Here is a 24905-nt window from a genome sequence, read left to right on the forward strand (position 1 = left end):
ACGCCGCGGAGCACCCCGCACCCCTCCGGGTGACGATCCGGAGGGGTGCCGCGCGACGGTACGGACGGCGGCCTATCGCGCCGCCCGCCACCAGGCGTAGGTGGACGCGATGCCCTCGCGCAGGCCGATCGCGGGCTTCCAGCCGAGCGCGTGCAGCCGGGACACGTCGAGCAGTTTGCGCGGTGTGCCGTCGGGCTTCCCCGTGTCCCAGCGCACCTCACCCCGGTAACCCGTCACGTCGGCGACGAGGGCGGCGAGTTCGCGGATCGTGAGGTCTTCGCCGCAGCCGATGTTGACGGGCTCCTCGCCGTCGTAGCTCCGCAGCAGCACGCCGCACGCCTCGGCCAGGTCGTCGACGTGCAGGAACTCCCGGCGGGGCGCGCCGGATCCCCACAGCGTGAGCTGCCCGCGGCCGGCCTCGCGAGCCTCGTGGAAGCGGCGGATCAGCGCCGGCAGGACGTGCGAGGTCGCCAGGTCGAAGTTGTCGCCTGGGCCGTAGAGATTGGTCGGCATCGCGGAGACGTACGCGGCACCGTACTGCCTGCGGTACGCCCGGACCTGGGCGATGCCCGCGATCTTGGCGAGTGCGTAGGCCTCGTTCGTGGGCTCCAGCGGGCCGGTGAGGAGCGCGTCCTCGGTGATCGGCTGGGCCGCCTCCCGGGGGTAGATGCAGGACGAGCCGAGGAAGAGCAGCCGCCGCACCCCGGCGGAGTGCGCGCCGGCGATCACGCTCAGCTGGATCCGGAGGTTGTCCTCCAGGAACTGCACCGGGCTCGCGCTGTTCGCCACGATCCCGCCCACCTTGGCCGCGGCGAGGACGACGGCGTCCGGCCGGGTCCCGGCGAGGTGGGCCGCGGTCCGGTCCGCGTCGCGCAGGTCCAGTTCGGCGCGCCCGCGCGTGAGCACCTCGTATCCGTCCGCGGTCAGCCGACGGGCCACGGCCGAGCCGACGAGGCCGCGGTGACCCGCGACGAACACGCGGGCCCCCGGGGGCAGGTACGGCGTCGGTCCGGTCGTCGATTCAGTCATGAACCGGATCATGCCAGTCGATCCCGAGCGGAACGCCGCATATCGGCACGACGCCCCCGGCGTGTGCCCCTTCCGACCGGATGCCGGTGCGGGGGCGGCGGACCGGCCGCCCCCGCACGGCGGTGTCAGACCTCCACGGCGTCGGCCGGGCGGTTCTCCTTGATCGTGATCCGCCCCTTCCTGATGGTCGCGAGGCGCGGCGCGCGACGGGCGATGGCGCTGTCGTGGGTGACCATCACGAAGGTCAGTCCGTGCTCCTTCCACAGCCCTTCGAGGAGGTCCACGATCTCGTCGCGCATCGACTCGTCGAGGTTGCCCGTCGGCTCGTCGGCGAGCAGCACCTTCGGGCGCTTCACCAGCGCGCGGGCGATGGCGACACGCTGCTGCTGGCCGCCGGAGAGCTCGGACGGCAGATGCCCGAGGCGCTCGGCGAGGCCGACCGACTCCAGCGCCTCCGCCGCCCGGCTCCGCCGCGCGGCGGCCTTGAGGCCGAGCGGGACGAGCGCGGTCTCGACGTTCTCCTGGGCGGTGAGCGTGGGGATGAGGTTGAAGCTCTGGAACACGAAGCCGATCTTCTCGCTGCGCACCCTGGTCAGCCTGCTCTCCGAGAGCGCGGCCAGATCGATCCCGTCGAGCAGGACGCTGCCCGCCGTGGGCCGGTCGAGGCCGCCGAGCATCTGCAGCAGGGTGGACTTCCCGCCGCCGGTGGGTCCCTGGATGACCAGACGGTCGCCCTCGCCGATGGTGAGGTCGACGCCGGCGAGCGCGTCGACTCTCTCCTGGCCTCTGCGGTACTGCTTGGTGACGCCGGTGAGTTCGTACATGGTGCAACTCCTGCGGTACGTGAAGGGGTGGGGGCTACTCGACGCGGCGCAGGGCGTCGGCCGGGCGCAGCCGGGAGGCGCGCCAGGCGCCGAATCCGCCCGCGATCAGGCCGCCGCCGAGGGCGAGCACGACGGCGAGTCCGACGGTCGTGACGCTCACGGGCGCGGTGAGGGCGATGTCGAGGGTGTTGCCTCCGCCGCCCCCGGCGGCCGAGGCCATGGGGCCGCCGAAGCCCCGGCCGCCCCCGCCGCCGGGTCCGCCGGTCAGGGCCCGGGAGCCGACTTCGGCGGTGAGGGTCGGGCTGATCGCGGTGACGAGGTACGCGCCGCCGAGACCGACGGCGATGCCGAGCGCTCCGCCGATGAGACCGTTGACGAGGGCCTCGCCCATCACCTGCCGGGTGACCCGGCCGCTCTTCCAGCCGAGCGCCTTGAGGGTGCCGAACTCGCGGACGCGGCGGCTGACGGCGGAGGACGTGAGCAGTCCGGCGACGAGGACGGCGGCCACGAGAACCGCGTAGGACAGCCACCGGCCCACGTCGGTGGCGAGGTCGGCGGCCGTGTCGAGGGATCCGGAGACGGTCTCGGCGAGATCGGCGGAGGTCGTCACCGTGGTGCCGGCGACGTTCTTCTGGATCGCGGACTTGACGCCGTCGATCCGGGTGGAGTCGGTGGCCTGCACGTAGACGGTGGTGATCTTGTCCGTGGAGTCGGACAGGGTCTGCGCCTGCTTCAGGGGCAGGTAGACCTGGGCGGCCGCCTGGCCGCTGTCGGCCGTGGCGATGCCGATGACCTGGAACGCCACACCCTTCACGCTGAGGGTCTTGCCGACCGAGAGGCCCTCCTGCTTGGCGTAGGCGCTGTCGACGACCACCACCTCGGCGTCGGTCTCGGTGGTCTTGAAGGTGCGGCCCGTGGTGATCGTGGAGGTGGTGAGGGGGCCGAGGTCCGGAGCGGTCACGTCGGTGCCGTAGAGCGAGAAGGAGTCGACGTCGAAGGCGGCGCCGCCGCCGGTGACGGTGTCGCTCCGGCCGGATCCGCCGCCGGAGCCGCCCGGTCCGCCGGGCTGGGCCGGCTGGGCGCCTTCGCCACGCTGGATCTCGCCGCGCTTGAACTCACCGTTGATCTTCAGGTTGGTGAGGCTCAGCCCGCCGACGGCATGGGCGACGCCGTCCTGCTTCGCGACGGTGGCGACGGTGGAGGCGGCGAGGGTCTGGAAGCCCTGGACCATCAGGCGGTCGCTGCTCTGTTCCTCACCGTCGCCCTTGCCCTGGAACTCGAAGCGCGGCCGGTTCGGCTGCTCGCCCGCCTTGGGCTCCTCGCGTGCCTTGGTGACCGTGAGGTCGGTGCCCAGGCCGTACAGGGACTCCAGGACCTGGGTCTGCGCCTGCTTCATGCCGGAGGCCACCGAGTTGACGACGATGACCAGCGCGATGCCGAGCGCGAGCCCGGAGGCGACGACCAGCGCCGCCTTTCTGCGACGGCGCAGTTCGCGCCGGAGATAGGTGAAGAACATGGGCGCGAAGCTAGGCACCCGGGGTGATGGCCGGATAAGGCCGGGGTGAGAGGCGGATGAGAGTCGGGCGGCCGGCGTCCGGCGGTGCGTCAGGCCGCGTACGACAAGGGGTCCGCGAGGACCTCGCGCAGGACGACGGCCGCGGCCCCGCGAGCCGCGTCCGCGGAGGCCGAGGCTGCGCGCAGCCGGCCCGCGGAGGGGGTCCAGAGGCCGGAGACGACACGGCGTCCGAGTTCGGCCTCGACGGCCGGGCCCAGCCGGGACATCAGGCGCGGGTAGATGCCGCCCAGCACCACCGTCTCCGGATCGAGGAGGTTGACCGCGCCGGACAGGGCGAGGCCGAGCATGGTGCCCGCCTCCTCGACGGCGGCCACCGCGCGTGCCTCGCCGGCGTCGACGCGCCGGGCCAGCTCGTCGACCCCGGCCGGACCGGCGGGCGGGCCCGAGGTACCGACGGGTCCGGCGCCGTCGCCGTCCTGCCGGGATCCGGCCGACTCGGGACCGTCCGCCGTCGCCGGGCCTGTGCCGCTCGGCTCGGGGACGGCGGCCCACGCCTGCCCGTCGTACGGATCGGAGGCCGGCGCCAGGCCCGCCGCGCGGAGCAGCGCCGCCTGGCCGGCGTACTGCTCCAGGCAGCCGTACGAGCCGCAGCGGCAGCGGCGCCCCTGCGGGGCGACCACCATGTGGCCGATCTCGCCGGCGAAGCCGTGTGCGCCGCGCAGGAGTTCGCCGTTCACCACGATCGCGCCGCCCACACCGATCTCGCCGGTGAGGTGCAGGAAGGTGCGCGCCTCCCCCGCCTCGCCGAACCACAGCTCGGCGAGGGCCGCGGCGTTCGCCTCGTTGTCCGAGGCGACGGGCAGTCCGGGCCGTCCCGGGCGCCGCGCGGTCAGCGCGTCGGCGAACAGCCGGTCGGCGGCCACCCGGTTCCAGCCGAGGTTGGGAGCCTGGTGGACGGTGCCGGCGGAGACGAGGCCGGGCAGGGCGAGCCGTACACCGGCGGCCCGCAGTCCGTGTCCGGCCGCTTCCTCCAGGGCGCGGGCGGCGAGGCCCGCGGCACGCTCCAGGACCTCGGCGGGGCCTGCCGCGCGATTGTCGACGGACTCGGTCAGGCGCACCCGGTCGGTGCCCGCGAGGTCGACGACGCAGACGGACACGTAGTCGACGTTGACCTCGACACCGAGACCGGCGGGGCCGGTGTCCGCGGCCTTCAGGACCGTGCCGGGACGCCCCGCCTGGCCGCTGAAGGTCTTGCCCGACTCGACCAGGAACCCGTTCTCCATGAGCTGTTCGACCAGTGAGGACACGGCCGCCCGGGTCAGCCCGACCCGGGCCGCGACCGCCGCGCGGGTGGTCTCCCCCGCGGCGTGGACGGTCCGCAGCACCAGGCTGAGGTTGTGCCGCCGCACGCTCGCCTTGTCGGCCTTGGGTTCCACCGGCTGGACGCGGCCGGTCCCGGGAGTCTTCGTCATCGTGATCCGAGCCTAATCGTCCCGCCGAACAGTTCAACCACCGAACTCTCCCGGACAAGAAACCCCCTAGAGTCGCGGCCATGCCCCTTCCGCGCGACTACCGCGGCCAGACCTGCGCCCTCGCCCGCTCGATGGAGATCGTCGGTGAGCGCTGGACCCTGCTCATCGTCCGGGACGCCTTCCACGGTGTGCGCCGCTTCGGGGAGTTCGCCGCCCATCTGCGCCTGCCCCGGGCCGTGCTGACCGACCGGCTCGCCACGCTGGTCGAGGCGCGGGTACTGGAGCGGCTCCCGGACACCGGACGGCGCGAGGTCTACGGGCTCACGCCCAAGGGCGTCGCGCTCTGGCCCGCCGTCCGCGCCCTCACCGACTGGGGCGACGAGTTCTACGGCGCGGGCGCCGGACCGCGCCGGGTCTTCCGGCACTGCCTCGACGACGCACCGCTCGCCGCCGACGGACGCTGCACCGGCTGCGGCGCGGTGGTCGGGGCCGCCGACACCCTCGTCACGCCGGGCCCCGGCCTCGCCCCCGCGACCGAGGACGACGACCCCGTCACGGCGGCGCTCGGCCGCCCGCACCGTCTGCTCCGGCCCCTGCTCGACCCGCGCCCCCGTCCCCGTCCCCGTACAGAGAGAGGTCCCCACTCATGAAGATCCTGATCGTCGGCGCCGGAGCCACCGGAGGGTACTTCGGTGCCCTGCTCGCCCGTGCCGGGCAGGACGTCACCTTCCTGGTCCGGCCGGGCCGGGCCGCGACCCTGCGCGAGCGCGGCCTGCGCGTGGTGGGGCGCGACGAGGAATGGTCCGTGGAACCGCGTCTGGTCACGGCCGACGCCCTGACCACGCCGTACGACCTCGTCCTGCTGTCCGTGAAGTCCACGGCCCTGGCGCAGGCCGTCGAGGACCTCGCCCCGGCCGTCGGCCCGGACACCGCGATCGTCCCGCTGCTCAACGGCCTGGCCCACGTCGAGGCCCTCAACGCCCGGTTCGGCGCCCCGGCCGTGCTCGGCGGTGTCGCCAAGGTGGTGACGACCCTCGACGACACGGGCGACATCCGGCGCCTCGCGCCGCTCGCCCATCTGACGATCGGCGAGCAGGACGGCTCGCGCTCGCCTCGGGTGGAGAGGACGGCGGCGGTCCTCGGCAAGGCGGGCATCGACGTCCTGGTGCCCGCGGACGTGCTCACCGCGATGTGGCACAAGTGGGTCTTCATCACCACCTTCGGCGCGGTCACCGGCCTGATGCGCGGCACGGTCGGCGAGGTCAACGCCGCTCCGGGCGGGCCGGATCTCGGCCCGGCGGTGCTCGCCGAGGCCGCCGCGGTGTCGGCCGCCGCGGGGCACCCCGTCCCGGAGGCGGAGCGGAAGGCGACGCTGGCCGTCGTCAACGCCCCGGGCTCGTCCATGGTCCCCTCGCTCTACCGCGACCTGACGGCCGGTCGCCCCACCGAGGTGGAGCATCTCTTCGGCGACCTGGTCGACCGGGCCCGTGCCCTGTCGGTGCCCACGCCGCTGCTCGACCTGGCGACCCTGCACCTCCGGGTCCACCAGGCACGCGCGCTCGCGGCCGACGGCCGCTGACGTCGGGCCGTACGGCCTCCGGCCGGAGCGGCCATCCGCGCCCGGCCGGCACTGGCGGCGCTGAGGTCCGGGCGCCGGTGGTCCGTGACCGCGCCGGCCGGTGCCCGTGCCGCGCGAGGGAGCCGGTCCGGGCGTCCGGGTCCTCCGCGCGGAGCGCCTGGTTCGGCGGCGGCAGAGCGGGAAAGGATGCGTCGTTCCGGACCCGTGACCGAAGGAGGCGCATGCCGCACCCCTCAGCCTCGTGCCCCGCGCCACCGGGGCCGCGCCGGGAGCCGGCGTGGGTTCGGTAGCCGAGGCGCTGCGGGAGGCGCCGGCCGCTCTGCAGCGCTGGCGGCGCGACCCCGTGGTCGTCCAGACGCTGCGGTCCACGGCCGCGGCCACGATCTCCTACGTCGTCGCCCTCTGGCTCAGCAGCGAACCCGCGCCCCTGACCGCCCCGCTCACGGCCCTCCTGGTCGTCCAGGTGACCCTCTACGCGACGCTCACCACGAGCCTGCGCCGGGTGAACGCCGTCGTGGTCGGCGTCCTCATCGCGATCGCGTTCAGCGTCCTCGTCGGTCTGACGTGGTGGAGCCTGGCCCTGGTCATCCTCGCCTCCCTCGTCGTCGGACGCTTCGTCCGGGTCGAGGAGTTCGTGCCCGAGGTCGCGATCAGCGCGATGCTCGTCCTCGGTGTCACCCAGGTCGCCACCACGGCCTGGGACCGGGTGCTGGAGACACTGATCGGCGCGGTCGTCGGCCTGCTCTTCAACGTCGTGCTCGTGCCGCCCGTCTGGGTGGACACCGCCGGCGAGTCGATCGGGGACCTGGCCCGCCGGATGCGGCTGCTGCTGCTCGACGTGGGCGAACAGCTCACCGCGCCCGCGCCGGTCGAGCGGGTCGTGGCGCGGCTCCACGAGGCACGGCGGCTGGACAACGACATCGCCGACGTCGACGCGGCGCTGCGCCAGGCGGAGGACAGCCTCCGGCTCAACCCCCGTGTGAAGGAAGGCTTCCTCCATCGCATCGTGCTGCGCACGGGCCTCGACACCCTGGAGATCTGCGCGGTGGTGGTCCGGGTGCTCACCCGCACGCTGACCGACCTGGCCAAGCGACGCCAGGGCGAGGTGCTCTTCCCCCGCGAGACGGGCCTCGCCCTGGAAGAGACGGTCCAGCACCTCGCGGACACCCTCGTGAGCTTCGCCGTGCTCGTGACCTCGCCGTCCACGGGGGGCTCCGCGGCGGCCGAGGCGCGGCTCGGCGCGGAGCTCGAGGCCGCCGCCACCGCTCGGCACCGCGCGGCGGGGCTGCTGTGGGAGCAGGCCCAGGCGGATCCCGGACTGTGGCATCTCTACGGGGCGATGCTGGCGGAGATCGACCGGGTCCTCGACGAGCTCGACCCGGACCATCGCGGGCGCCGGCTGATGGAGGAGCTGGACCGCCACGCCCGCGAGCAGCGGGCGCGCCGCCACCGCATCCGCTCCTTCGCCCGGCCCGGCGGCCGGTCGTAGGGGGTGTCCTGTCGATCAGGCCGGAGACGGCGTCGCGGGAGACCTCGAGCCCGGCAAGACACCCCCTCAGAGCGAGGGCGGGGGCCGCCGCGCACCGCGAGGAGCGGGCGGCCCGCCGGAGCGGCCCGCCTCAGGACACCGCCCGCTTGATCAGGTCGGCGATCCGTGCCTCGTCGGGACCGGTCAGGTCCGTCAGGGCGTAGCTGGTCGCCCAGAAGGCGCCGTCGTCGAGGGCGGCCAGGTCGCTGAAGCCCAGGGTGGCGTAGCGCGACTTGAACTTCTGCGCGCTCTGGAAGAAGAACACGACCTTGCCGTCCCTGGCGTAGGCCGGCATCCCGTACCAGAGCTTCGGCGTGAGCTCCGGTGCGGCCTCCTTGGCGATGGCGTGGATCCGCTCGGCGAGGACGCGGTCCGCCTCCGGCATCTCCGCGATCTTCGCCAGCACCTCGCTCTCGGTGTCCGCCTTGGGCCCGCGCGAGCCGCGGCGCGCGGTCTTCTTCAGCTCCTGCGCGCGCTCCTTCATCGCACCGCGCTCGTCGTCCGTGAAGCCGTCGTACTTCTCGCCGGCGGTGCCGTTGCCCTCGGCGGACGTCTCGGTGCTGCTCATGACGGGTTCCTCTCGTGCGTGGCTTGCTCGGGGTGGGTCGCTCGGAGTGGGTCGGGCCTCGGAGTTCGAAGCTTCGGATCTCAGGGGGTGCGGATGTCGAGACCGGGGATGCGGCGCGGCGGCGGCCGCTCGAGAACCGATCGGTTCCGGGGCGGCTTCCGCGGCGGTCAGCCGAGCCAGCGGCCGTCGCGCATGAGGTCCCGGCCCCGGAGCTCGTTCGCCTCCCGCCAGGCCTGGACACGCCGCGGCCGGATCAGGAAGTACTGGTACGGCTCGTCCAGCTCGCGCGGGTCGAAGCCGGTCCTGGCGGCGAAGGCGTCACCCGTCCCCGCGGCGAGGTCGGCGAGTTCGACCGGCTCTGCGGTGCCGTCCACGACGACGACGTCGCGCGTCGGCCCGAGACCGAGCCGTACGTGGCCGTCGGCCAGCAGGTTGCGGCCGGTGACCGAGGCGCGCGGGGTCGAGACGAGGAAGGCGTCCCCGTCCCAGAGGTACGAGAGCGGGATCAGGTGGACTCCCGGGGAGCCCGGGGTCGCGACCCAGACGTCGACGTCGCTCTCCAGCCTCGCGCGGGTGTCCCGCAGCCGCTCCTCGAGCCCCCGCGGCGGCGCGCCTGTCATGGTTCCTCCGGTCGTTCGTCGTGGAGAACCCCACCGTGCGGCAGGGCTCGTCGGCCAGGTGGCCGGGCGGGTGCCGCCTCGGCGGCCGGTGCGGTCCGGGGCCTCCGGCGGCGCCGGTCGGGCGCGGTCCGTGCGGCCGGACCGGGCCTGATCAGCGGTGCGGGCGGGTCAGGCCGTACGGGCCGGTTCCGCGGCCTCCCAGGCGAAACCGTCCGGGTCCGAGAAGGCCCCGGCGGCGCTGGAGAGCGCGATCCGGTGCGAGCCGGTGCCCTCCTCGGGGACGCCGACGTCCTTGGCGAGCGCCCGCCGCCCGTACAGCGCGAGCTTCACGGGAGACGAGGGGGCGGCGAACTCGACGTACTTGCGGCCGAAGCTCTTGGCCACGACGAGGCCCTGCTCGACGTAGAAGCGCTTGCTCTCGGCCACGTCCGCGGCGCCCAGCAGGAGGACGAACTCGTCGATGCGCGGCTCGGCCGGGCCGGTGTTCTTCCGCGCCGACGTGGCGATCTTGCAGATCGTGCCGTCGGGGGCGCGGACGACGCCGCCGTAGCCCCAGAAGGACTTCGTGGCGGGCTTCAGCACCGTGGCGCCGGCGTCGACGGCCGCCGCGACGAAGTGGTCGACGACGGCCGGCTGCGACACCGTGAGGGCCAGGGCGAATCCGCGGAAGCCGGTGGTCTCCGCGTCCGAGGCCCGCAGGCGGACGTGGGCGTCCAGACCGAAGGCGGTGTAGAAGCGGGCGGCGGCCGTGGTGTCGGCCACCTCGAGGGTGAGGGTGTCGATGGAGGTCATGTCGTCGACGCTACTTTCAGCTCGGTGTCGGATGCTTCTCGATTCCTGACCGGTCGGCCCGCCTGCGCCGGAAGGCGCACCGCCGGTTCCGCCGCGGTGGCCGCGGCGTGGTGCCGGTAGGCGGCCGGTGCCATGCCGACCAGCTCGGTGAAACGGCTGCGGAAGACGCCGGGCGACGGGCAGCCCACCGCGGCGGACACGTCGGTCTCGCCGAGACCGCCGCGCCGCAACAGCGCGGTGGCGTGCGCGACGCGACGTGCCGTCAGGTAGCCGTACGGCGATCTGCCGTAGGCGAGCCGGAACTCACGGCTGAGGTGGCCGGCCGGCATGCCCGCGCCGCGGGCCAGTTCCTCGACGTCCAGCGGGCGCGCGTACTCCCGGTCGATCCGGTCGCGGACGCGGCGCAGGTGCGCGAGGTCGAGCAGCCGCTGCGCGGCCAGCCGTGCGCGTTTCCATCCGGGATGACACATGAGGGAACCCCTTCTTCGACGTGCGCGGGTGACGGGTGCGGGCCGGAGGGGATCCCCGGCGGCCGGTGTCGTGCGGGGCACGACGGCCCGGCCGCCGGGGACACGCGGCCCGACCGGGTGGGTCAGCGGAGCTCTTGGATGCGGACCAGGTTGCCCGCGGGGTCGCGGAAGGCGCAGTCGCGCACGCCGTACGGCTGCTCCGTCGGCTCCTGGACGACCTCGACGTCTCCGGCCTGCACCTTCTCGAAGGTGCCGTCGAGGTCCCGGGTGGCGAGGAGGATCCAGCCGTAGGTGCCCTTGGCCATCATCTCGGCGATGGTGCGGCGCTCGTCCTCGGTGATGCCGGGGTCGGCGGCCGGCGGCGCGAGGAGGATCGAGGTGCCGGGCTGGTCGACGGGGCCGACCGTGATCCAGCGCATCTTGCCCTGGCCGACGTCGTTGCGGACCTCGAAGCCGAGGACGTCGCGGTAGAAGGCGACGGAGGCGTCGGGGTCGTCGTGGGGAAGGGCCGTGGTGTGAATGGTGATGTCCATGACCGTCACGTTAGAGGCGCCGGGTGACGGATGCTTCTCGATTCCTGATCGGTCCTCCGGGCGTCCCCCGTACGGACCGGAGGGTGTCCCGAGCCGGACCCGGCGAGTGTCCCGGGTCCGGCCCGCCGGCGGTCGCGCGTCCCGGTCCGGCGGGCGTCCGGAGTCCTGGCCGGGGCCCGGGAGCGCGACACCCGCCAGGCGTCGCGCTCCCCGGCTCAGTGGAGGTCGGCCGGGGCGGTGGTGTCGTCGAGGAAGCCGCCCGACTGGTGCTGCCACAGCTTCGCGTAGGCGCCTTCGGCCTCGAGTAGCTCCTGGTGGGTGCCCTGCTCGACGATCCGTCCCCGGTCGAGGACGATGAGCCGGTCCATGGTGGCGACGGTGCTCAGCCGGTGTGCCACCACCAGCGCCGTCCGCCCCTCCATGAGGCGCCACAGCGCGTCCTGCACCAGGATCTCGCTCTCGGAGTCGAGTGCGCTGGTCGCCTCGTCCAGCAGGAGGATCGGGGCGTCGCGCAGGATGGCGCGGGCGAGGGCGACCCGCTGGCGCTGTCCACCGGACAGCTTGACGCCCCGTTCGCCCACCATCGTGTCGTAGCCGTCGGGGAGCGCCTCGACGAACTCCGAGACGTGCGCGGCCTCGGCGGCCCGCCGGATCTCGGCGTCGGTGGCGCCGGGCCGGGCGAACGCGATGTTGTCGCGCAGTGTGCGGTGGAACATGGCCGGGTCCTGGGGCACGTAGGCGATGAGACTGCGCAGGTCGGCCTGGCGCAGCCGGCTGATGTCCTGCCCGCCGACGAGGATCCGGCCGGCGTCGATGTCGGTCATCCGCAGCAACAACCGGGTGAGCGTGGTCTTCCCCCCGCCGGACCGGCCGACGAGACCGATCCTCGTCCCGCTGGACACGGCCAGGTCGAGGCCCTCGAAGAGCGGCTTCCCACCCCCGTGGGCGAAGGTCACCTGCTCGAACCGCACGTCGGCGGCCCGGCCCACCAGCGGCTCCGGCGACGCCGGGTCGCGCACCGTGGGCGGGTCCAGCAGCAGTTCGGTGAACTGCGCCGCCTCCGTCATCGAACTCTCCAGACGGCGGTAGATCTGGTTGAACTCGAACATGATCCGGGTCGCGTTCGCGTAGTAGGTGAAGGCGACGACGACCGCCTCCACGCCCCGCTCCCCCGCACCGAGCGACAGGGCGAGCACCAGCCCCAGCACGTTGGTCAGTACCGACATCGGCGCGACCAGCGTGTCGATGCGCAGGTTGCCGTAGTCCCACGAGCGCAGCGTGAGGCGCCGGGACTCCGCGACGCGGGACCGGTGCTCCGCGGCCTCGCGGTCCTCGGCGGCGAACGACCGGACCGTGTCCATGTTCATCAGACTGTCGGCGACGTGCCCGGACACCCGGGCGATCGCCTGCTCGCGCCGGGCGACGAGCGCCTGCCGGCGGCGGATGAGGGGGGCCACGCCCAGCCCCGTGACGGCGATCAGCGCCAGCAGCCCGAGGACGAGCAGGGGGTCGTACTGCCACAGCACCACCGAGGCGAACAGCAGCGGGACGAAACTGCCGATGACCGAGAACGTCAGGGTGTCCACGCAGTCCTCGAAGCGGGAGGCGAAGCTCAGGACGCGTTTGGTCAGGGACCCGGCGAAGTTGTCGTGGAAGAACGACGCGTCCTTGGCGAACAGTTCGTCCATGCCGATCACGTACAGATGCTCGATGCCCCGGGCGTCGAGGCGGTTCAGGCAGTGCAGCCCGACGCGCCACAGAGCCTCCGCGAGCAGCAGGACGCCCGCGAAGCCGAGGATGTACGGCAGCATCGGGCCGATGCCGGCGGCTCCGCCGTGGTCGCCGGCGATCCGTCCGACGAGCTTGGCGACGACCAGCGGCGCGAGGTAGTGGATGCCGATGTTGCCGAGGGCGGGCAGCAGCATCGCCGGCACGGTCAGCCACCGGAGCCGGGCCAGTTCCCGCCCGTAGAAACGTAGTGCGAGGAGTACGGAACCCTTGCTGGGTAATCCTTCACCTGATGCGGACAATCCCATCCCAACCCTATGCAGTGGTGACAGTCGGTGAGGAAACGGAGTCTCCCGCAGGGACGTCGGCCGCGTCCAAGCCTTTTCCGGGAGTGGCTGATTCACCTCCCCCGGGGGTGGCCGACGGCCGGTCGGCCACCCCGCCCGACCCCTCTGACCTGTGAAGACCCCGTGAATGAGATGATCATGACGGGACGGCAGAGGTTACGCTCACCAAATGAAACTCATGTTCGGACGAGGAAAACGTCTCGCCCAGTTGTCACTCGGTGCGGCCGTAGCCGCCTCCGTACTGCTCCCCGTCCAGCCCGCCCAGGCCGCCTCCGGCCTGGACCCGTTCACCGCGAACTTCAAGCTCACCCGCGTGGACGGCGACAAGACCGGCCTCATCGACTCCGCCGAGGCCGCCGGCGTCGCCAAGGCGTCCGTCACCGACGTCCTGGGCACCCGCACGGGCCGCCCGGGCCTCTGCCACGCGACCGGGCTGAACGGCGCCCTCAAGCCCGACGGGTTCTGCTGGGACGACGAGGACGACCGGTCCAACTACGCCGACGCCGCCGGTGGCTGGATGCCGCAGGGCTTCGCCGGTTCGCATGCCGCCACCGCCGACGGGCTGTATGCGGGCCGCTCCCTGACGGTCACCTCCTGGTACCACGGCACGTACGTCTCGGACCGCACGCCGACGACCGTCGAGGACTACGCCCGGGTCTCGATCGCCGAGTCGGCCGGTGGCCAGGTCAAGTACGGCCACATCGCGCTGGTGGAGCCGGTCAGCGGCAACTTCCAGCCGCTCCGGTGGAACTCGCACTCGGACGGGGTCGCCTGGTACGGCAACCGGCTGTTCGTGGCCAACGGCGCGGAGCTCCAGGTCTTCGACCTCACGCGCATGTGGCGGATGAACGACACCACGAGCGCGCTCACCCGCCTGGCCGCGGGCAAGACCTCGGCCCGGTTCCACCTCTGGGCGATGCCGCTCGTCGCCCGCTACAGCACCATCTCCACCGCCGCGGTCGACAACCCCGCCACGGCCTTCGTCAACAACAGCCCTCGCGCCTGCGGCCCGTCCGTCAACAGCGAACTGTGCCTGAGCAGCCTGAGCATCGACCGGTCCGGCACGACGCCGGCCCTGGTCTCGGTGGAGAACCGGAACGGCGCGGGAGCCCGCATCGTCCGCTGGCCGCTGTCGGCCCTCGGTACCGGCACCCCCACGACGGTGGCCTCGGAGACCACGGGCTACAGCTCTCCCGTGTGGGGCATCCAGGGCACCGCCACGGACGGCACCAACTACTACATGAGCGGCACCTGTCCGACGTACTGGCCGGGCGGCACCGAGCTCTACTCCTGCATCCACGTGGCCAAGCCCGGCGAGGCCCCGCACGTCCTCACCCAGGCGCCGCAGCTGACCCAGGGCCTCTCCTGGGACCCCCACGCCAGGCGGCTCTGGGGCGCCAACGAGGCACTGGTCGACTCCACCGGACCGCGCCGGGTCGTCTTCAACGTCGAGCCCGACGCCGGCAAGCCCGTCGACGGCTGGAGCTGGCTCACCAACTTCCACCGGGCGGGCTCCGTCTGCGCGACGCCCCAGGGCGACGGCACCGCCAACGGCACCCCGATCACGGTGTGGCCCTGCACGGGTTCGGACAGCCAGCGGTGGAAGTACGAGAACGGCCTGATCGTCCACCGGGCGAGCGGCAAGTGCATCACCCCGGAGGCGAACGGCGCCAACACCAACGGCGCGCTGCTGACCCTGTGGACGTGCAACCCGTCGAGCGACGTCCAGCGCTTCTCCCCGTCGGCCGACGGCAGCGCCGTCAACGCCTACGGCAAGGCCATCACGCCGAAGGGCAACTCCCTGGGCAACGGCGTCTGGCTGACCCTGTGGACCCAGGGCAGCCCCACCCCCGACGTCCAGGACTGGGTGATCAAGGGCTTCTAGGGCTGTCCCAAGGGCAGGGACGACGTTGTGCTCCCGCGACCGGGCGCCTGACGGTCCGTTCTACGCGTTCCTGCCCTAAGGGCTGTCCCGTAATCCCCGGCGGGCGCACGACGTCGGCTACGGCACTCCCCCAGCCTTCGGCCGGGGGTGCCCCCACGCGGCGTTGTCGGATCGCCCGAATACGCCCAGTATGAGGACGACCCTCCGCCTGGCGATGCACCGCATCCGACGCCGTGCGCCGACCCACCGCGGATTACGGGACAGCCCTTAGGCGAACTCAGTGGTGGCCCCCCTGTCCCGGTGACGGGGGTCCACCACCGTACGGGGACGGCGACAGCCCCTGCCGGAGCGCCCCTGCGCGGCACGGTCAGCCGGTCGACCTGACCGGAGCACTGCCGCGGCCCCGGTCCCGGCCGCTGAGTTCGGCGTCGAGCGTCTCCTGGGCCACGCGCATGGCGTCGGCGTACACGGGTTCGCGCAGCCGCTTCCACATCTCCTCCTCGGAGACGTCCTCCACGCGCCCGACCACCCACCAGATGTTGCCGAAGGGGTCCTTGACTCGGCCGCCGCGCTGCCCGAAGGCGTCGTCGACCACGGGGGTGACGACCCGGCCTCCGGCGGCGACGGCCCGGGAGACGGCGTGGTCGGGGTCGGGAACGAACACGCGCAGCAGACTCGGCATGGCGGGCCAGTCGGCGTGCCGGTCGAAGGCGAGCACGACGGTGTCGCCGATCCGGATCTCCCCATGGCCGATCGCACCGTCCTCGGTCCGCACCCGCACCAGCTCCGCACCGCCGAACACCTCGGTGACGAAGTCGAGGAAGGCCCCCGTGTCGTCGGTGACGACCCAGGGCGCGACCGTGGTGTATCCGGCGGGCGCCGCGCCGTCGGTCTGCTCGGGCATCGTGATCCTTCCGTCGATGTCGGTTGACGGCAGCGACGGTAGGCGAGGAGTAGGTCGGTTTCTGTCCTGAGCGAGGGGTGTCGGGTCACCACCGGGTGATGAGCGGCGCGTCCGGTTCGTGCTCACGCCAGGCTTCGGCGAGGCGGACGAGGCGGTTGGGGGCGGCGATGCCGCGCACGGTTGCGATCCTCCCCTCGGTGAGGTCGAACGTCACGGCGCCGACGACCCGGTCGCCGGGCACGAAGAGGATGGCGGGGGCGCCGTTGACGAGGGCGTAGTGGACGGCAGGCGTGCCGCCGGCGAGTCGCCGCTTCGCGGGTGTGGGCTTCAGGCCGGCCCGTGCGATGGCGGCGATGCGCTGCGGTGTGTCGTACCGCAGCAGTTTCCGGCTCAGACCGGCGCCGTCGGAGATCGCGGTGGCGTCGTCGGTGAGCAGCGCGACCAGCCGTTCCACGCGGCCCGAGGTGGCCGCGGCGAGGAATTCCTCGACGATCCTGCGGGCGGACGCCGGGTCGACTTCGCCGCCGCGGCGCGCGGCGGTGACGCGGTGCCGGGCCCGGTGGAGGTGCTGCTGGCTGCCGGACTCGGTGATGTCGAGGATCTCGGCGACCTCGGCGTGGCTGTAGGAGAACGCTTCGCGCAGGACGTAGACGGCCCGCTCGTGGGGTGACAGGCGTTCCATGAGGGTCAGCACAGCCAGGGAGACCGATTCGCGCTGCTCGAAGGTGTCTGCCGGGCCGAGCATCGGGTCGCCGTCCAGGAGCGGTTCGGGCAGCCAGGCGCCGACGGTGCGTTCGCGGCGGGCCTGAGCCGAGCGGAGCCGGTCGAGGCACAGGTTCGTGACGACCTTGGTCAGCCATGCCTCCGGCACCCTGATCCGCTGCCGGTCGGCGGCCTGCCAGTGCAGGAACGCGTCCTGCACGATGTCCTCGGCGTCCGTGGCGGACCCCAGCAGCCGGTACGCCAGCGAGGCCAGCCGGTTGCGGCCGGCCTCGAACCGGTCGGCGTCGAAGCGATCGACGGCGGTGCTGTCCACGCGGACCACCCTAGGCGCTACGCGACCGCCTTCTCGGCGGAAGCTTCCGGCGAGAAGGCGGCCAGGTGGCGCTTGCGCCTGGGCAGGCCGAAGGTCGGGTGCGAGGTGGTCCACAGCGACATGCCGAGGATGCCCGCCTTGATCCGCGCGGCCTTCCGGCCGCCCAGGTACTTCGGCTTCGCCCGCCCCTCGTCGTCGACCATCTGCAGGATCCCGTCCCGCCGCCCGAGGCTGATGTGGTTTCCGTGGTACTCCAGCTTGGCGTTCGGGATCTTGCGGCCCGTCAGTCGTCCCACGATCGCGGCCGTGGCCTGCAGACCGGTGTAACCGGCCGAAGCGCAGGACATCGGCAGCGGCCGGCCGTTGTCGCCGATGGCGTGGACGCTGTCACCGACGGCGTAGACGTTCGGGTGCGAGAGGGACCGCATGGTGCGGTCGACGACGATCCGGCCTTCCTCGGTGACCTCCAGACCGCCGACGGCGGCGAGGGGGCTGACCGAGAACCCGGCCGTCCACACGGTCGCGTCGGACGCCAGGACGGTGCCGTCGGCGCACAGCACCCGCGTCGCTTCGACGGCTTCGACGGCGGTGTGCTCCAGGACGGTGATGCCCAGCCGGTCGCAGGCCCGGCGCAGGTGGCCGCGGGCCCCGGCGGAGAGCGGGGCGCCCAGTTCGCCCCGGGCGACCAGGGTCACCGACAGGCCCGGCCGGGACTCGGCGATCTCGGTGGCGGTCTCGATGCCGGTCAACCCGTCGCCGACGACCAGCACTTCCCTGCCTTCGGCCCGCCTGCTCAGGCTGTCCAGGCGTTCGCGCAGGCGCAGCGCCGCCGGACGACCGGCGACGTGGAACGCGTGCTCGGCGACGCCGGGGACGCCGTGGTCGGCGACGTGGCTGCCGAGCGCGTAGAGAAGCGTGTCGTAGCCGAGCTCGCCGCCGCCTTCGGTGTCGGCCACGGTGACGGCCCGGCGCTCGGGGTCGACGGCGGTGACACGGGCCAGGCGCAGCCGGATCCCGGTGCCGGCGAAGACGTCGGCGAGCTGTGGAGCCTCGATCTCCTGGCCGGCCGCGAGCTGGTGCAGCCGCAGCCGCTGGACGAAGTCCGGCTCGGCGTTGACCACGGTGATCTCGGCGTCCGCCGGGGACAGCCGGCGGGCCAGGGTCCCGGCCACGTAGGCCCCGGCGTAGCCGGCGCCGAGGACGACGATGCGGTGCTTCATGTGATGCTCCTGTCGGTTCGCTTGCTCCCGGTGACTTGAGCGGAGCAGCGCCTCGATTGCTGACAGGAACCGCATGTGACGTGGGTCACATGGCGCAGGAGCGCCGTCCGACGACGCTCGTGACGCGGAGGCGGCAGGGACGGCGGCGCGGACGCGGGCCGAGCCGACCAGGTGATCCGATCCCGATCACCGCCGTCCGGCCCGCCCCCGAGGTGGAAGGACAGCTCGAACTGACCGGAGAGGGACGGGTCACCGGCGTCACGGCCGAGAAGTGGACCGAGCGGTACGCCTACGACGAGGCCGGCAACCAGACACACGCCTCCTGGCCCGGTGCGGGCACGGCCGAAGGCCCCCGGGAGTACACCGGCACCCGCATCGTCCGTGCCGGCACGACCGAAACCGGTCGGACCCGAGCCGACCGTCACCGTAGCGGTCGCTCACTGCACCCGGCGGATCCCCAAGCGGTCCCGAAAACGATCGAGGGGCCGTTTCAGATTCCTCTGAAACGGCCCCTCGACCTCCGACTTCGAAAAGTCGGGACGACAGGATTTGAACCTGCGACCCCTTGACCCCCAGTCAAGTGCGCTACCAAGCTGCGCCACGTCCCGATGCCCGTCGTTCCGGGGTGTCCCCCGGTGTCGGCGTGCAAGAGAACATTACCTCACTCCGCGCGACCGATGGACGCGTGGGCTCTCTTCGCGTCGGCCGTCGGGGTGGCGGCGCCGCAGGTGGCGGCCGGGGTGGTGGTCCCGGTGAGGTGGCGGGGGGTGAGGGGCGCCGCAGGGAGGTGCGAGGGCCTGGCAGGCGCGGGGTCGAGCGGCGGGCCTCGGCCTGGCCGTGCTGTCCCTCCGGGGGACAATGGGGGCGTGGACAGGACGCCGAGGGACCGGGACGAGGAGGGGCGGGCGCGGAGTGCGCGCCCGCGGGACGGGCTCGGGCGGCCTCTGCCGTACGGCGCCGAGGGGGTCGAGCGGCAACCCGAGGGGATCGAACGCAGTCCGGCGCAGACGCTCCGCGAGGCGCAGCGGCTGCTCGACGCGGGGATGCCGTTCCACGCGCACGAGGTGTTCGAGGACGCGTGGAAGAGCGGGCCCGCCGGCGAGCGGGATCTGTGGCAGGGGCTGGCCCAGCTGGCGGTCGGGCTCACGCACGCGGCGCGCGGCAATGCCACGGGGGGCGCCCGGCTGCTGCGGCGCGGCGCCGACCGGATCGGCGCACCCGATCCCGTCCGGCAGGCGGCCGGATACGGCATCGATGTCGCCGGACTTGCCTCCTGGGCGCGGGAGTTGGCCGGTCGGGCGGACCGGGTGCGGGACGCGGCGGCCGAGGCGCCGCGGCTACGCGTCGGGCTCGTGGACTAGGACCACTTCCAGGGTCCGGGGGCCGTGGACGCCCTCGACGCGGTCGAGTTCGATGTCGCTGGTGGCCGACGGGCCGGAGATCCAGGTGAGCGGGCGGGTGGGGTCGAGCCGCGTGAGGGCCTGCGGCACGGAGGCCACCACCTGGTCCGGGACGCGTACGACGCAGATGTGGTGGTCGGGGACGAGGGTGATCCGGCGGCGGCCCTGGCCGGGTCCGCCGTCCAGGACGAGCGTCCCGGTCTCGGCGACGGCCACCGCGCAGCCGGTGACGACGCTGTCGACGGCGTCGAGTTCGTGGGGCGACGAGGCGGCGCGGTCGTGGATGCGGGTGATGTCGATCCGGGTGACGTCGGCGCGAGGCAGCCACTGGTGGGGCAGTCCGGACGGGATGAGGACGGTGTTGGCACCGCGCTCGGCGAGGAGTCGCAGGAGCAGGGCCGGAAGGCCGTCGGGGTCGGTGCGGTGGACGAGGGCGCGGTAGTCCGCCAGGTTGGCGTGGAGCAGGTCGACGAGCGCCGCGGGGTCGTCGGGCACGTGGCTCCGCAGGTACGTGCGCTCCGCCTCGGGTGCCGGGGGCGCGGCGGAGACGGCCTCCCGGACCCGGGCGAGGATCCGGTCGCGCGCGGAGGAGACGGGCCCGGCGGACCCGGCGGCGGGCGCGGTGTCGGCGGCGGCGCCGTCGTGCGGGTGGTTCGGGTGCGGGTCGTTCACGTGCGGTTCTTCTTCCACCAGGTACGGAAGGACTCCGCCGGGAGTTCGGGCAGGTCGCGGCTCTCGGACCAGGCACCGGCCCCGGGGACCGCCCCGGGCAGGCGGCGGGGGTGGAGGGCGCGGGTGGCGGAGGCGACGCGTTCGGCCGCCGCGAGCGCGGCCGGGCGGTCCAGCACCCAGCCCGCCGCCTTGATCGCGGCCTTCTCCAGCCGGTGTCCCCTGCCGCCCTGCTCGGCGACCTTCTCGCGGAGGTGGACGAGGACCTCGGGGATGTCGATGGCCACCGGGCACACCTCGTAGCACGCGCCGCACAGCGAGGACGCGTACGGCAGCGAGGCGTCGACGGCACTGGCCGTACCGCGCAGTTGGGGCGTGAGGATGGCGCCGATGGGGCCGGGATAGACGGATCCGTAGGCGTGCCCGCCGGCGCGTTCGTAGACGGGGCAGACGTTGAGGCACGCGGAGCAGCGGATGCAGCGCAGGGCCTGGCGGCCGATCTCGTCGGCGAGGGCCGCGCTGCGGCCGTTGTCGAGCAGGACGAGGTGGAAGGCCCGCGGCCCGTCGTCGTCCGTGGTCCCGGTCCACATCGAGGTGTACGGGTTCATCCGCTCGGCGGTCGAGGAGCGGGGCAGGGTCTGCAGGAACACCTCCAGGTCCTGCCAGGTGGGCACGACCTTCTCGATGCCGACGACCGAGATCAGGGTCTCGGGGAGGGTGAGGCACATCCGGCCGTTGCCCTCGGACTCGACGACCACGAGCGTGCCGGTCTCGGCGACCATGAAGTTGGCGCCGGAGATGCCGACCTTGGCGCGCAGGAACTTCTCCCGCAGGTGGAGCCGGGCCGCCTCGGCGAGTTCGGCCGGGCTGTCGGACAGGTCGTCCGGCGCGGAACGGCCCCAGGCCCCCATCCGGTCGCGGAAGATGTCGCGGATCTCGCCCCGGTTGCGGTGGATGGCGGGAACGAGGATGTGCGAGGGTCGGTCCTCGCCGAGCTGCACGATGAGCTCGGCGAGGTCGGTCTCGTAGGCGTGGATGCCCTCGGCCTCCAGCGCCTCGTTGAGCCCGATCTCCTGCGTGGCCATCGACTTGACCTTGACGACCTCGGTCTCTCCGGTCGCCTTCACCAGGTCGGCGACGATCCCGTTCGCCTCGGCCGCGTCCTGCGCCCAGTGCACGGTGCCGCCCGCGGCGGTGACCGCGGCCTCCAACTGCGCGAGGTGGCGGTCGAGATGGCGCAGCGTGTGGTCCTTGATCTGCTTGCCGGCCTCGCGCAGCTCGGCCCAGTCGGAGAGTTCGGCGACCGCTTTGGCGCGCTTGTCCCGGATGGTGTGGGTGGCGTGGCGCAGGTTGGCGCGCAGTACGGGGTCGCCCACGGCCGCGCGGGCGGCCTCGGGGAACGCGGGCATCCCGACGAACGTCCCGGTCACAGCGCCGGCTCCCGCTCCGTGCTCGCGAGGATCTCGGCGAGGTGCAGGGTCCGGAGGGGCTCGCCCTCGCGCCGCAGGATCCCGTCCAGGTGCAGGAGGCAGGAGTTGTCGGCGCCGCAGAGGACCGAGGCGCCGGTCGACGCCGCGTGGGCGACCTTGTCGCGGCCCATCGCCGCCGACACGTCGGCGTTCTTGACGGCGAAGGTGCCGCCGAAGCCGCAGCACTCCTGGGCCGCCGGCAGTTCGACGAGGTCGAGGCCCTTGACGGCCCGGAGCAGCCGGCGCGGCCGGTCGCCGAGGCCGAGCGCGCGGAGGCCGTGGCAGGAGGGGTGGTAGGTGACGCGGTGCGGGAAGTAGGCGCCGACGTCCGTCACTCCCAGCACGTCGACGAGGAACTCGGTGAGTTCGTGGGTCCGCGGTCCGAGCGCGGCCGCCTCGGCGCCGAACCCGGCGTAGTGGTGCCGCACCATCGCCGCGCAGGACCCCGAGGGGGTGACGATGTGGTCGTAGCCGGCGAAGGCGTCCACGGTGCGGCGGACGAGGGGGACGGTCTCGCGCCGGTAGCCGGTGTTGTACTGCGGCTGGCCGCAGCAGGTCTGGGCCGCCGGGAAGTCGACGTCGACTCCGAGCCGTTCCAGTATGCGGACGGTTGCCACTCCCGTGGAGGGATACAGGGCGTCATTGACGCAGGTGACGAAGAGTGCGACGCGCATGCGCGCAGGATATGCCGGTGAAGGGCGGCGGGGTACCGGCCGGATGCCGGCCCGTCGGGTATCGATCCGGTATCGCCCGGCCGCCCGGTGTTCACCAGGTGAGATGGAGCTCCTCGGGCGACCGGTGGATCAGCGTGGGCCGCATCACCACCTCACGGTCCTCCGCCAGCCGCAGTCCGGGCATGCGGCGGGTGAACAGTTCGAGTGTCAGGCGGAGTTGGGTTCGGGCCAGCTGTGATCCGGGGCAGCCGTGGGCGCCGTGGCCGAAGGCGAGGTGCCGGGTGGGGGTGGCGGGCCGGGCGATGTCGAACACGTCGGGGTCCGGGTGGCGCGACTCGTCGCGGTTGGCGGAGCCGTAGGCGACGAAGACGGTCGCTCCGGCGGGCAGGTCGGTCCCGGCCAGGGCGACGGGGCGGGTGGTGGTGCGGCGGAATCCCTGGACGGCGGTGTCGAAGCGGGCCGCTTCCTCCACCGCCCCGGGTATCAGCTCCGGGCGGGAGCAGAGCAGCTCCCACTGCTCGCGGTGGCGCAGCAGGTGGAGCAGCGTGGTGCCGATGAGAGCGGTGGTGGTGAGGTGCCCGGCGATGAGGAGGTTCTGCAGGTTGGCGACGAGTTCGCTGCGCTGGTCGCAGGTGAGGTCGCGCCGGCCGGGGCCGAGGCCGGTGTCGGGGGCGAGCGCGGCGACCATCACGGAGCAGAGGTCCTCGCGCGGGCGGGCGCGCCGCTCGCGGGCGTAGCGGTCGAGGAGGTGCTGGAGGGCGACCACGTCCTCGGCCGCGGCGATCTGCTCGTCCTCGGGCATCGGCCGGAAGAGCAGTTGTTCGGCGCGGTGTCCGCCGCGCACGGCGGCGGGCACGTCCTCGGGCTCGATGCCGATGAGCCGCCCGATGACGGCGCCGGGCAGTCTGCGGGCGTAGGCGCCCATCAGTTCGGCGCGTCCGTCTGCGGCGAAGGCGTCGACGAGGGACGCGGCGACCTCTTCGGCGTACGGGGCGAGGGCGGCGATCCGGGCGGCCGAGAGTCCGCTGTTGAGCGGGGCGCGGTGGCGGCGGTGGGCGGCGCCGTCGGTGGAGACGACGGTGGGCCGTTGGCCGAAGCCGCGGGCCAGGACGCCGAAGACGGCCGGCGGTGGCAGGACGTCGGGACGGAGCGCCTGGGCCGAGGAGAAGTCCTCGGGGCGCAGCAGCACTTCGCGGACGTCGGCGTCCCGGGAGACGAGCCAGGCGTCGAGTTCGGGGACGAAGGTCAGCCCCTCGGTACGCCGGGCGTGGGCGTAGAGGGGGTACGGGTCGCGTTGCAGTGCGTCGAGAAGCTCGTACGAGATCGGGTCCACGCGGCGCCTCCGGAGGGAGCTGGTGCGGAACTCGGTGCGTCGGGCCATGGTGACGGGCCCGGCGCGCCCCTGGCTATGCCCCCGGGCCACGGGACGGCGGGCGGGGAGCGGTTCCGGACAGGGCCGCGAGGAGCACCGAGGTGTGGCTCGTGTCCGGTTCCTTCGCCGCGGTGAGCAGGGTGACCCGGCCGGCGGCCGCGAGTTCGCGGAGCCGGTCCAGGGCCTCGGCGGCGCCGGGTTCGGCGAGTTCGGTCTCGTAGCGGCGGCGGAACTCGGCGTAGGTGCCCTCGGGGCCGTGGTACCAGCGGCGCAGTTCGGTGGAGGGGGTCAGCGCCTTGGGCCATTCGTCGATGTGCGCGTCGGTCCTGGCGAGGCCGCGCGGCCAGAGCCGGTCGACGAGGACGCGCAGGCCGTCGTCGGGCTCGGGGGGCTCGTAGATCCGGCGGACGCGCACGTCGGGGGTGGAGGCGGGCATGGCTCCAGGGTGCCGGACGGGCGCCCTGGCCACACTCCCGGGCACGGCCGGACGGGGCGGGGCCCGGGCGGGCGGCGGGGTCCCGGCGCGGGCGGCGGGGGCGGGAACCGGAAGGGCGGGGCGGGTGGGGTGCTCCGGCCTCCGACGGGGCGGTGCCGGGCGGGCGCTCGGCCGGAACGGGGCCCCCGCGTCAGGGCCGGGCGCGCAGGGCCGGCAGCAGGACCCCGTCGACGAACGTGCGCATCGTGGCCGCGTCCGAGAACCGCTCCTCGAAGAGCCGCTCGATGCGGAGCATCCCGAGGAAGCAGGGGGCGACGAAGCCGATCGCCGGGTTGTCCGCGTCGATCTCGCCGCGCTCGACGGCGCGCCGCAGCATCTCGTCGAGCGCCGCGACCTCCGGCTGGATGACGGTCTCGCGCAGCGCCTCGCGCAGGTCGGGGTGCTGGATGTACGCCTGGCTGACCGCCTCCATCAGCTCGGCGTCCCGCTCGCGGGGCGTGGCGGCCAGGCGTGCGGCCTCCCGCAGGTCGCCGGCGAGGGAGCCGGTGTCGATGCCGGCGAAGAAGGCGCAGCGCTGGGTGGCGAGAGCGGCGGTGACGAGCTGCGGCTTGCTCCCCCACTGCCGGTAGAGGGTGGCCTTGCCGCATTTGGTGCGGGCCGCGACGCCCTCCATGGTCACCGAGTCGTAGCCGCCTTCACGGAGGAGACAGAGCACGGCGTCGTACAGCTCCGCCTCCCGTTCGGGTGTGATCTTGCCCCGACGGGCGGCGGCGGTGGCGGCCTGCGTGGACGTCGTGGCCTGCGTGGACATCGATTCCTCCCGGACAGCTCTCT

At 73.4% G+C, this 24905-nt stretch carries 24 protein-coding genes and 1 tRNA gene; 5 read left to right on the plus strand and 20 right to left on the minus strand.

The genetic code is table 11. From position 1 onward, the window contains the following. Positions 1-72: 72 nt before the first annotated feature. From ACGFZF_RS16875 to ACGFZF_RS16890, 4 genes are all read right to left on the minus strand, one after another. Positions 73-1041, minus strand: a complete 969-nt coding sequence (locus ACGFZF_RS16875) for a GDP-L-fucose synthase family protein (RefSeq protein WP_393554730.1) — start codon at positions 1039-1041, stop codon at positions 73-75. Positions 1042-1154: 113 nt separating this feature from the next. Next, complete coding sequence (locus tag ACGFZF_RS16880; protein WP_393554732.1) at positions 1155-1853, minus strand: ABC transporter ATP-binding protein; 699 nt, start codon at positions 1851-1853, stop codon at positions 1155-1157. A 34-nt stretch (positions 1854-1887) separates the two neighbouring features. Beyond that, the gene (locus tag ACGFZF_RS16885) at positions 1888-3369 is read right to left on the minus strand and encodes an ABC transporter permease (RefSeq protein ID WP_393554734.1); all 1482 of its coding nucleotides are present in this window, start codon (positions 3367-3369) and stop codon (positions 1888-1890) included. Positions 3370-3458: 89 nt separating this feature from the next. Beyond that, on the minus strand, positions 3459-4841 hold the full coding sequence (locus ACGFZF_RS16890; protein WP_393554736.1) for an ROK family protein: 1383 nt from the start codon (positions 4839-4841) through the stop codon (positions 3459-3461). An 80-nt stretch (positions 4842-4921) separates the two neighbouring features. Here ACGFZF_RS16890 and ACGFZF_RS16895 point away from each other — a divergent pair, with 80 nt between their 5' ends. From ACGFZF_RS16895 to ACGFZF_RS16905, 3 genes are all read left to right on the plus strand, one after another. Next, entirely contained in the window at positions 4922-5491 is a 570-nt protein-coding gene (locus ACGFZF_RS16895) for a winged helix-turn-helix transcriptional regulator (protein WP_393554738.1), read from the plus strand. Beyond that, the gene (locus ACGFZF_RS16900; RefSeq protein ID WP_393554740.1) at positions 5488-6420 is read left to right on the plus strand and encodes a ketopantoate reductase family protein; all 933 of its coding nucleotides are present in this window, start codon (positions 5488-5490) and stop codon (positions 6418-6420) included. Before ACGFZF_RS16895 ends, ACGFZF_RS16900 begins: the two co-directional genes overlap by 4 nt. A gap of 277 nt (positions 6421-6697) precedes the next feature. Continuing rightward, positions 6698-7909 carry an aromatic acid exporter family protein gene (locus ACGFZF_RS16905; RefSeq protein WP_393554741.1) on the plus strand — a complete coding sequence of 404 codons (1212 nt, stop codon included), beginning with the start codon at positions 6698-6700 and terminating at the stop codon, positions 7907-7909. 130 nt (positions 7910-8039) lie between these two features. Here ACGFZF_RS16905 and ACGFZF_RS16910 read toward each other — a convergent pair whose 3' ends face one another. The 6 genes from ACGFZF_RS16910 to ACGFZF_RS16935 form a co-directional block, all read right to left on the minus strand. Further along, entirely contained in the window at positions 8040-8516 is a 477-nt protein-coding gene (locus ACGFZF_RS16910; protein WP_393554743.1) for an iron chaperone, read from the minus strand. Between the two features lie 167 nt (positions 8517-8683). Next, complete coding sequence (locus tag ACGFZF_RS16915; RefSeq protein ID WP_356600098.1) at positions 8684-9136, minus strand: pyridoxamine 5'-phosphate oxidase family protein; 453 nt, start codon at positions 9134-9136, stop codon at positions 8684-8686. A gap of 168 nt (positions 9137-9304) precedes the next feature. After that, positions 9305-9928, minus strand: a complete 624-nt coding sequence (locus tag ACGFZF_RS16920) for a glyoxalase (RefSeq protein ID WP_393554745.1) — start codon at positions 9926-9928, stop codon at positions 9305-9307. Then, the gene (locus tag ACGFZF_RS16925; protein ID WP_393554747.1) at positions 9925-10398 is read right to left on the minus strand and encodes a helix-turn-helix transcriptional regulator; all 474 of its coding nucleotides are present in this window, start codon (positions 10396-10398) and stop codon (positions 9925-9927) included. Before ACGFZF_RS16925 ends, ACGFZF_RS16920 begins: the two co-directional genes overlap by 4 nt. A 122-nt stretch (positions 10399-10520) precedes the next feature. Next, positions 10521-10931, minus strand: coding sequence for a VOC family protein (locus ACGFZF_RS16930; RefSeq protein ID WP_356600104.1), 411 nt, complete (start codon positions 10929-10931; stop codon positions 10521-10523). 215 nt (positions 10932-11146) lie between these two features. After that, positions 11147-12967 carry an ABC transporter ATP-binding protein gene (locus tag ACGFZF_RS16935; RefSeq protein ID WP_393554750.1) on the minus strand — a complete coding sequence of 607 codons (1821 nt, stop codon included), beginning with the start codon at positions 12965-12967 and terminating at the stop codon, positions 11147-11149. A gap of 208 nt (positions 12968-13175) precedes the next feature. Here ACGFZF_RS16935 and ACGFZF_RS16940 point away from each other — a divergent pair, with 208 nt between their 5' ends. Further along, complete coding sequence (locus ACGFZF_RS16940) at positions 13176-14891, plus strand: RICIN domain-containing protein (RefSeq protein ID WP_393554752.1); 1716 nt, start codon at positions 13176-13178, stop codon at positions 14889-14891. A gap of 367 nt (positions 14892-15258) precedes the next feature. Here the strand turns inward: ACGFZF_RS16940 and ACGFZF_RS16945 are convergent, their stop codons facing one another. The 4 genes from ACGFZF_RS16945 to ACGFZF_RS16960 form a co-directional block, all read right to left on the minus strand. After that, positions 15259-15795: a VOC family protein gene (locus tag ACGFZF_RS16945; RefSeq protein WP_393554753.1), complete on the minus strand. Its 537-nt coding sequence runs from the start codon at positions 15793-15795 to the stop codon at positions 15259-15261. 85 nt (positions 15796-15880) lie between these two features. Then, on the minus strand, positions 15881-16831 hold the full coding sequence (locus tag ACGFZF_RS16950) for a sigma-70 family RNA polymerase sigma factor (RefSeq protein ID WP_393554755.1): 951 nt from the start codon (positions 16829-16831) through the stop codon (positions 15881-15883). Positions 16832-16848: 17 nt separating this feature from the next. Then, positions 16849-18051, minus strand: a complete 1203-nt coding sequence (locus tag ACGFZF_RS16955; protein ID WP_393554757.1) for an NAD(P)/FAD-dependent oxidoreductase — start codon at positions 18049-18051, stop codon at positions 16849-16851. A 534-nt stretch (positions 18052-18585) separates the two neighbouring features. After that, positions 18586-18659, minus strand: a tRNA-Pro gene (locus ACGFZF_RS16960). Between the two features lie 258 nt (positions 18660-18917). On the opposite strand from ACGFZF_RS16960, the gene ACGFZF_RS16965 reads away from it, so the two are divergent. After that, positions 18918-19412, plus strand: a complete 495-nt coding sequence (locus ACGFZF_RS16965; RefSeq protein WP_393554759.1) for a DUF309 domain-containing protein — start codon at positions 18918-18920, stop codon at positions 19410-19412. Here ACGFZF_RS16965 and ACGFZF_RS16970 read toward each other — a convergent pair. From ACGFZF_RS16970 to ACGFZF_RS16995, 6 genes are all read right to left on the minus strand, one after another. After that, entirely contained in the window at positions 19389-20024 is a 636-nt protein-coding gene (locus tag ACGFZF_RS16970; protein ID WP_393554938.1) for a lactate utilization protein C, read from the minus strand. The two genes, ACGFZF_RS16965 and ACGFZF_RS16970, sit on opposite strands and share 24 nt — an antisense overlap. A 95-nt stretch (positions 20025-20119) precedes the next feature. Beyond that, positions 20120-21550 (minus strand): LutB/LldF family L-lactate oxidation iron-sulfur protein, encoded by a 1431-nt coding sequence (locus ACGFZF_RS16975; protein ID WP_393554760.1) that lies wholly within the window; start codon positions 21548-21550, stop codon positions 20120-20122. Beyond that, complete coding sequence (locus tag ACGFZF_RS16980) at positions 21547-22263, minus strand: (Fe-S)-binding protein (RefSeq protein WP_393554762.1); 717 nt, start codon at positions 22261-22263, stop codon at positions 21547-21549. Before ACGFZF_RS16980 ends, ACGFZF_RS16975 begins: the two co-directional genes overlap by 4 nt. Positions 22264-22354: 91 nt before the next feature. Then, positions 22355-23596, minus strand: a complete 1242-nt coding sequence (locus ACGFZF_RS16985; protein ID WP_393554764.1) for a cytochrome P450 — start codon at positions 23594-23596, stop codon at positions 22355-22357. Between the two features lie 73 nt (positions 23597-23669). Next, on the minus strand, positions 23670-24071 hold the full coding sequence (locus ACGFZF_RS16990) for a DUF488 domain-containing protein (protein ID WP_393554766.1): 402 nt from the start codon (positions 24069-24071) through the stop codon (positions 23670-23672). Positions 24072-24261: 190 nt separating this feature from the next. Then, positions 24262-24882 (minus strand): TetR/AcrR family transcriptional regulator, encoded by a 621-nt coding sequence (locus ACGFZF_RS16995; RefSeq protein ID WP_393554768.1) that lies wholly within the window; start codon positions 24880-24882, stop codon positions 24262-24264. Positions 24883-24905: the final 23 nt, after the last annotated feature.

It is taken from the genome of Streptomyces sp. NPDC048338 (assembly GCF_043201055.1).
In the GTDB taxonomy this organism is placed as follows: domain Bacteria; phylum Actinomycetota; class Actinomycetes; order Streptomycetales; family Streptomycetaceae; genus Streptomyces.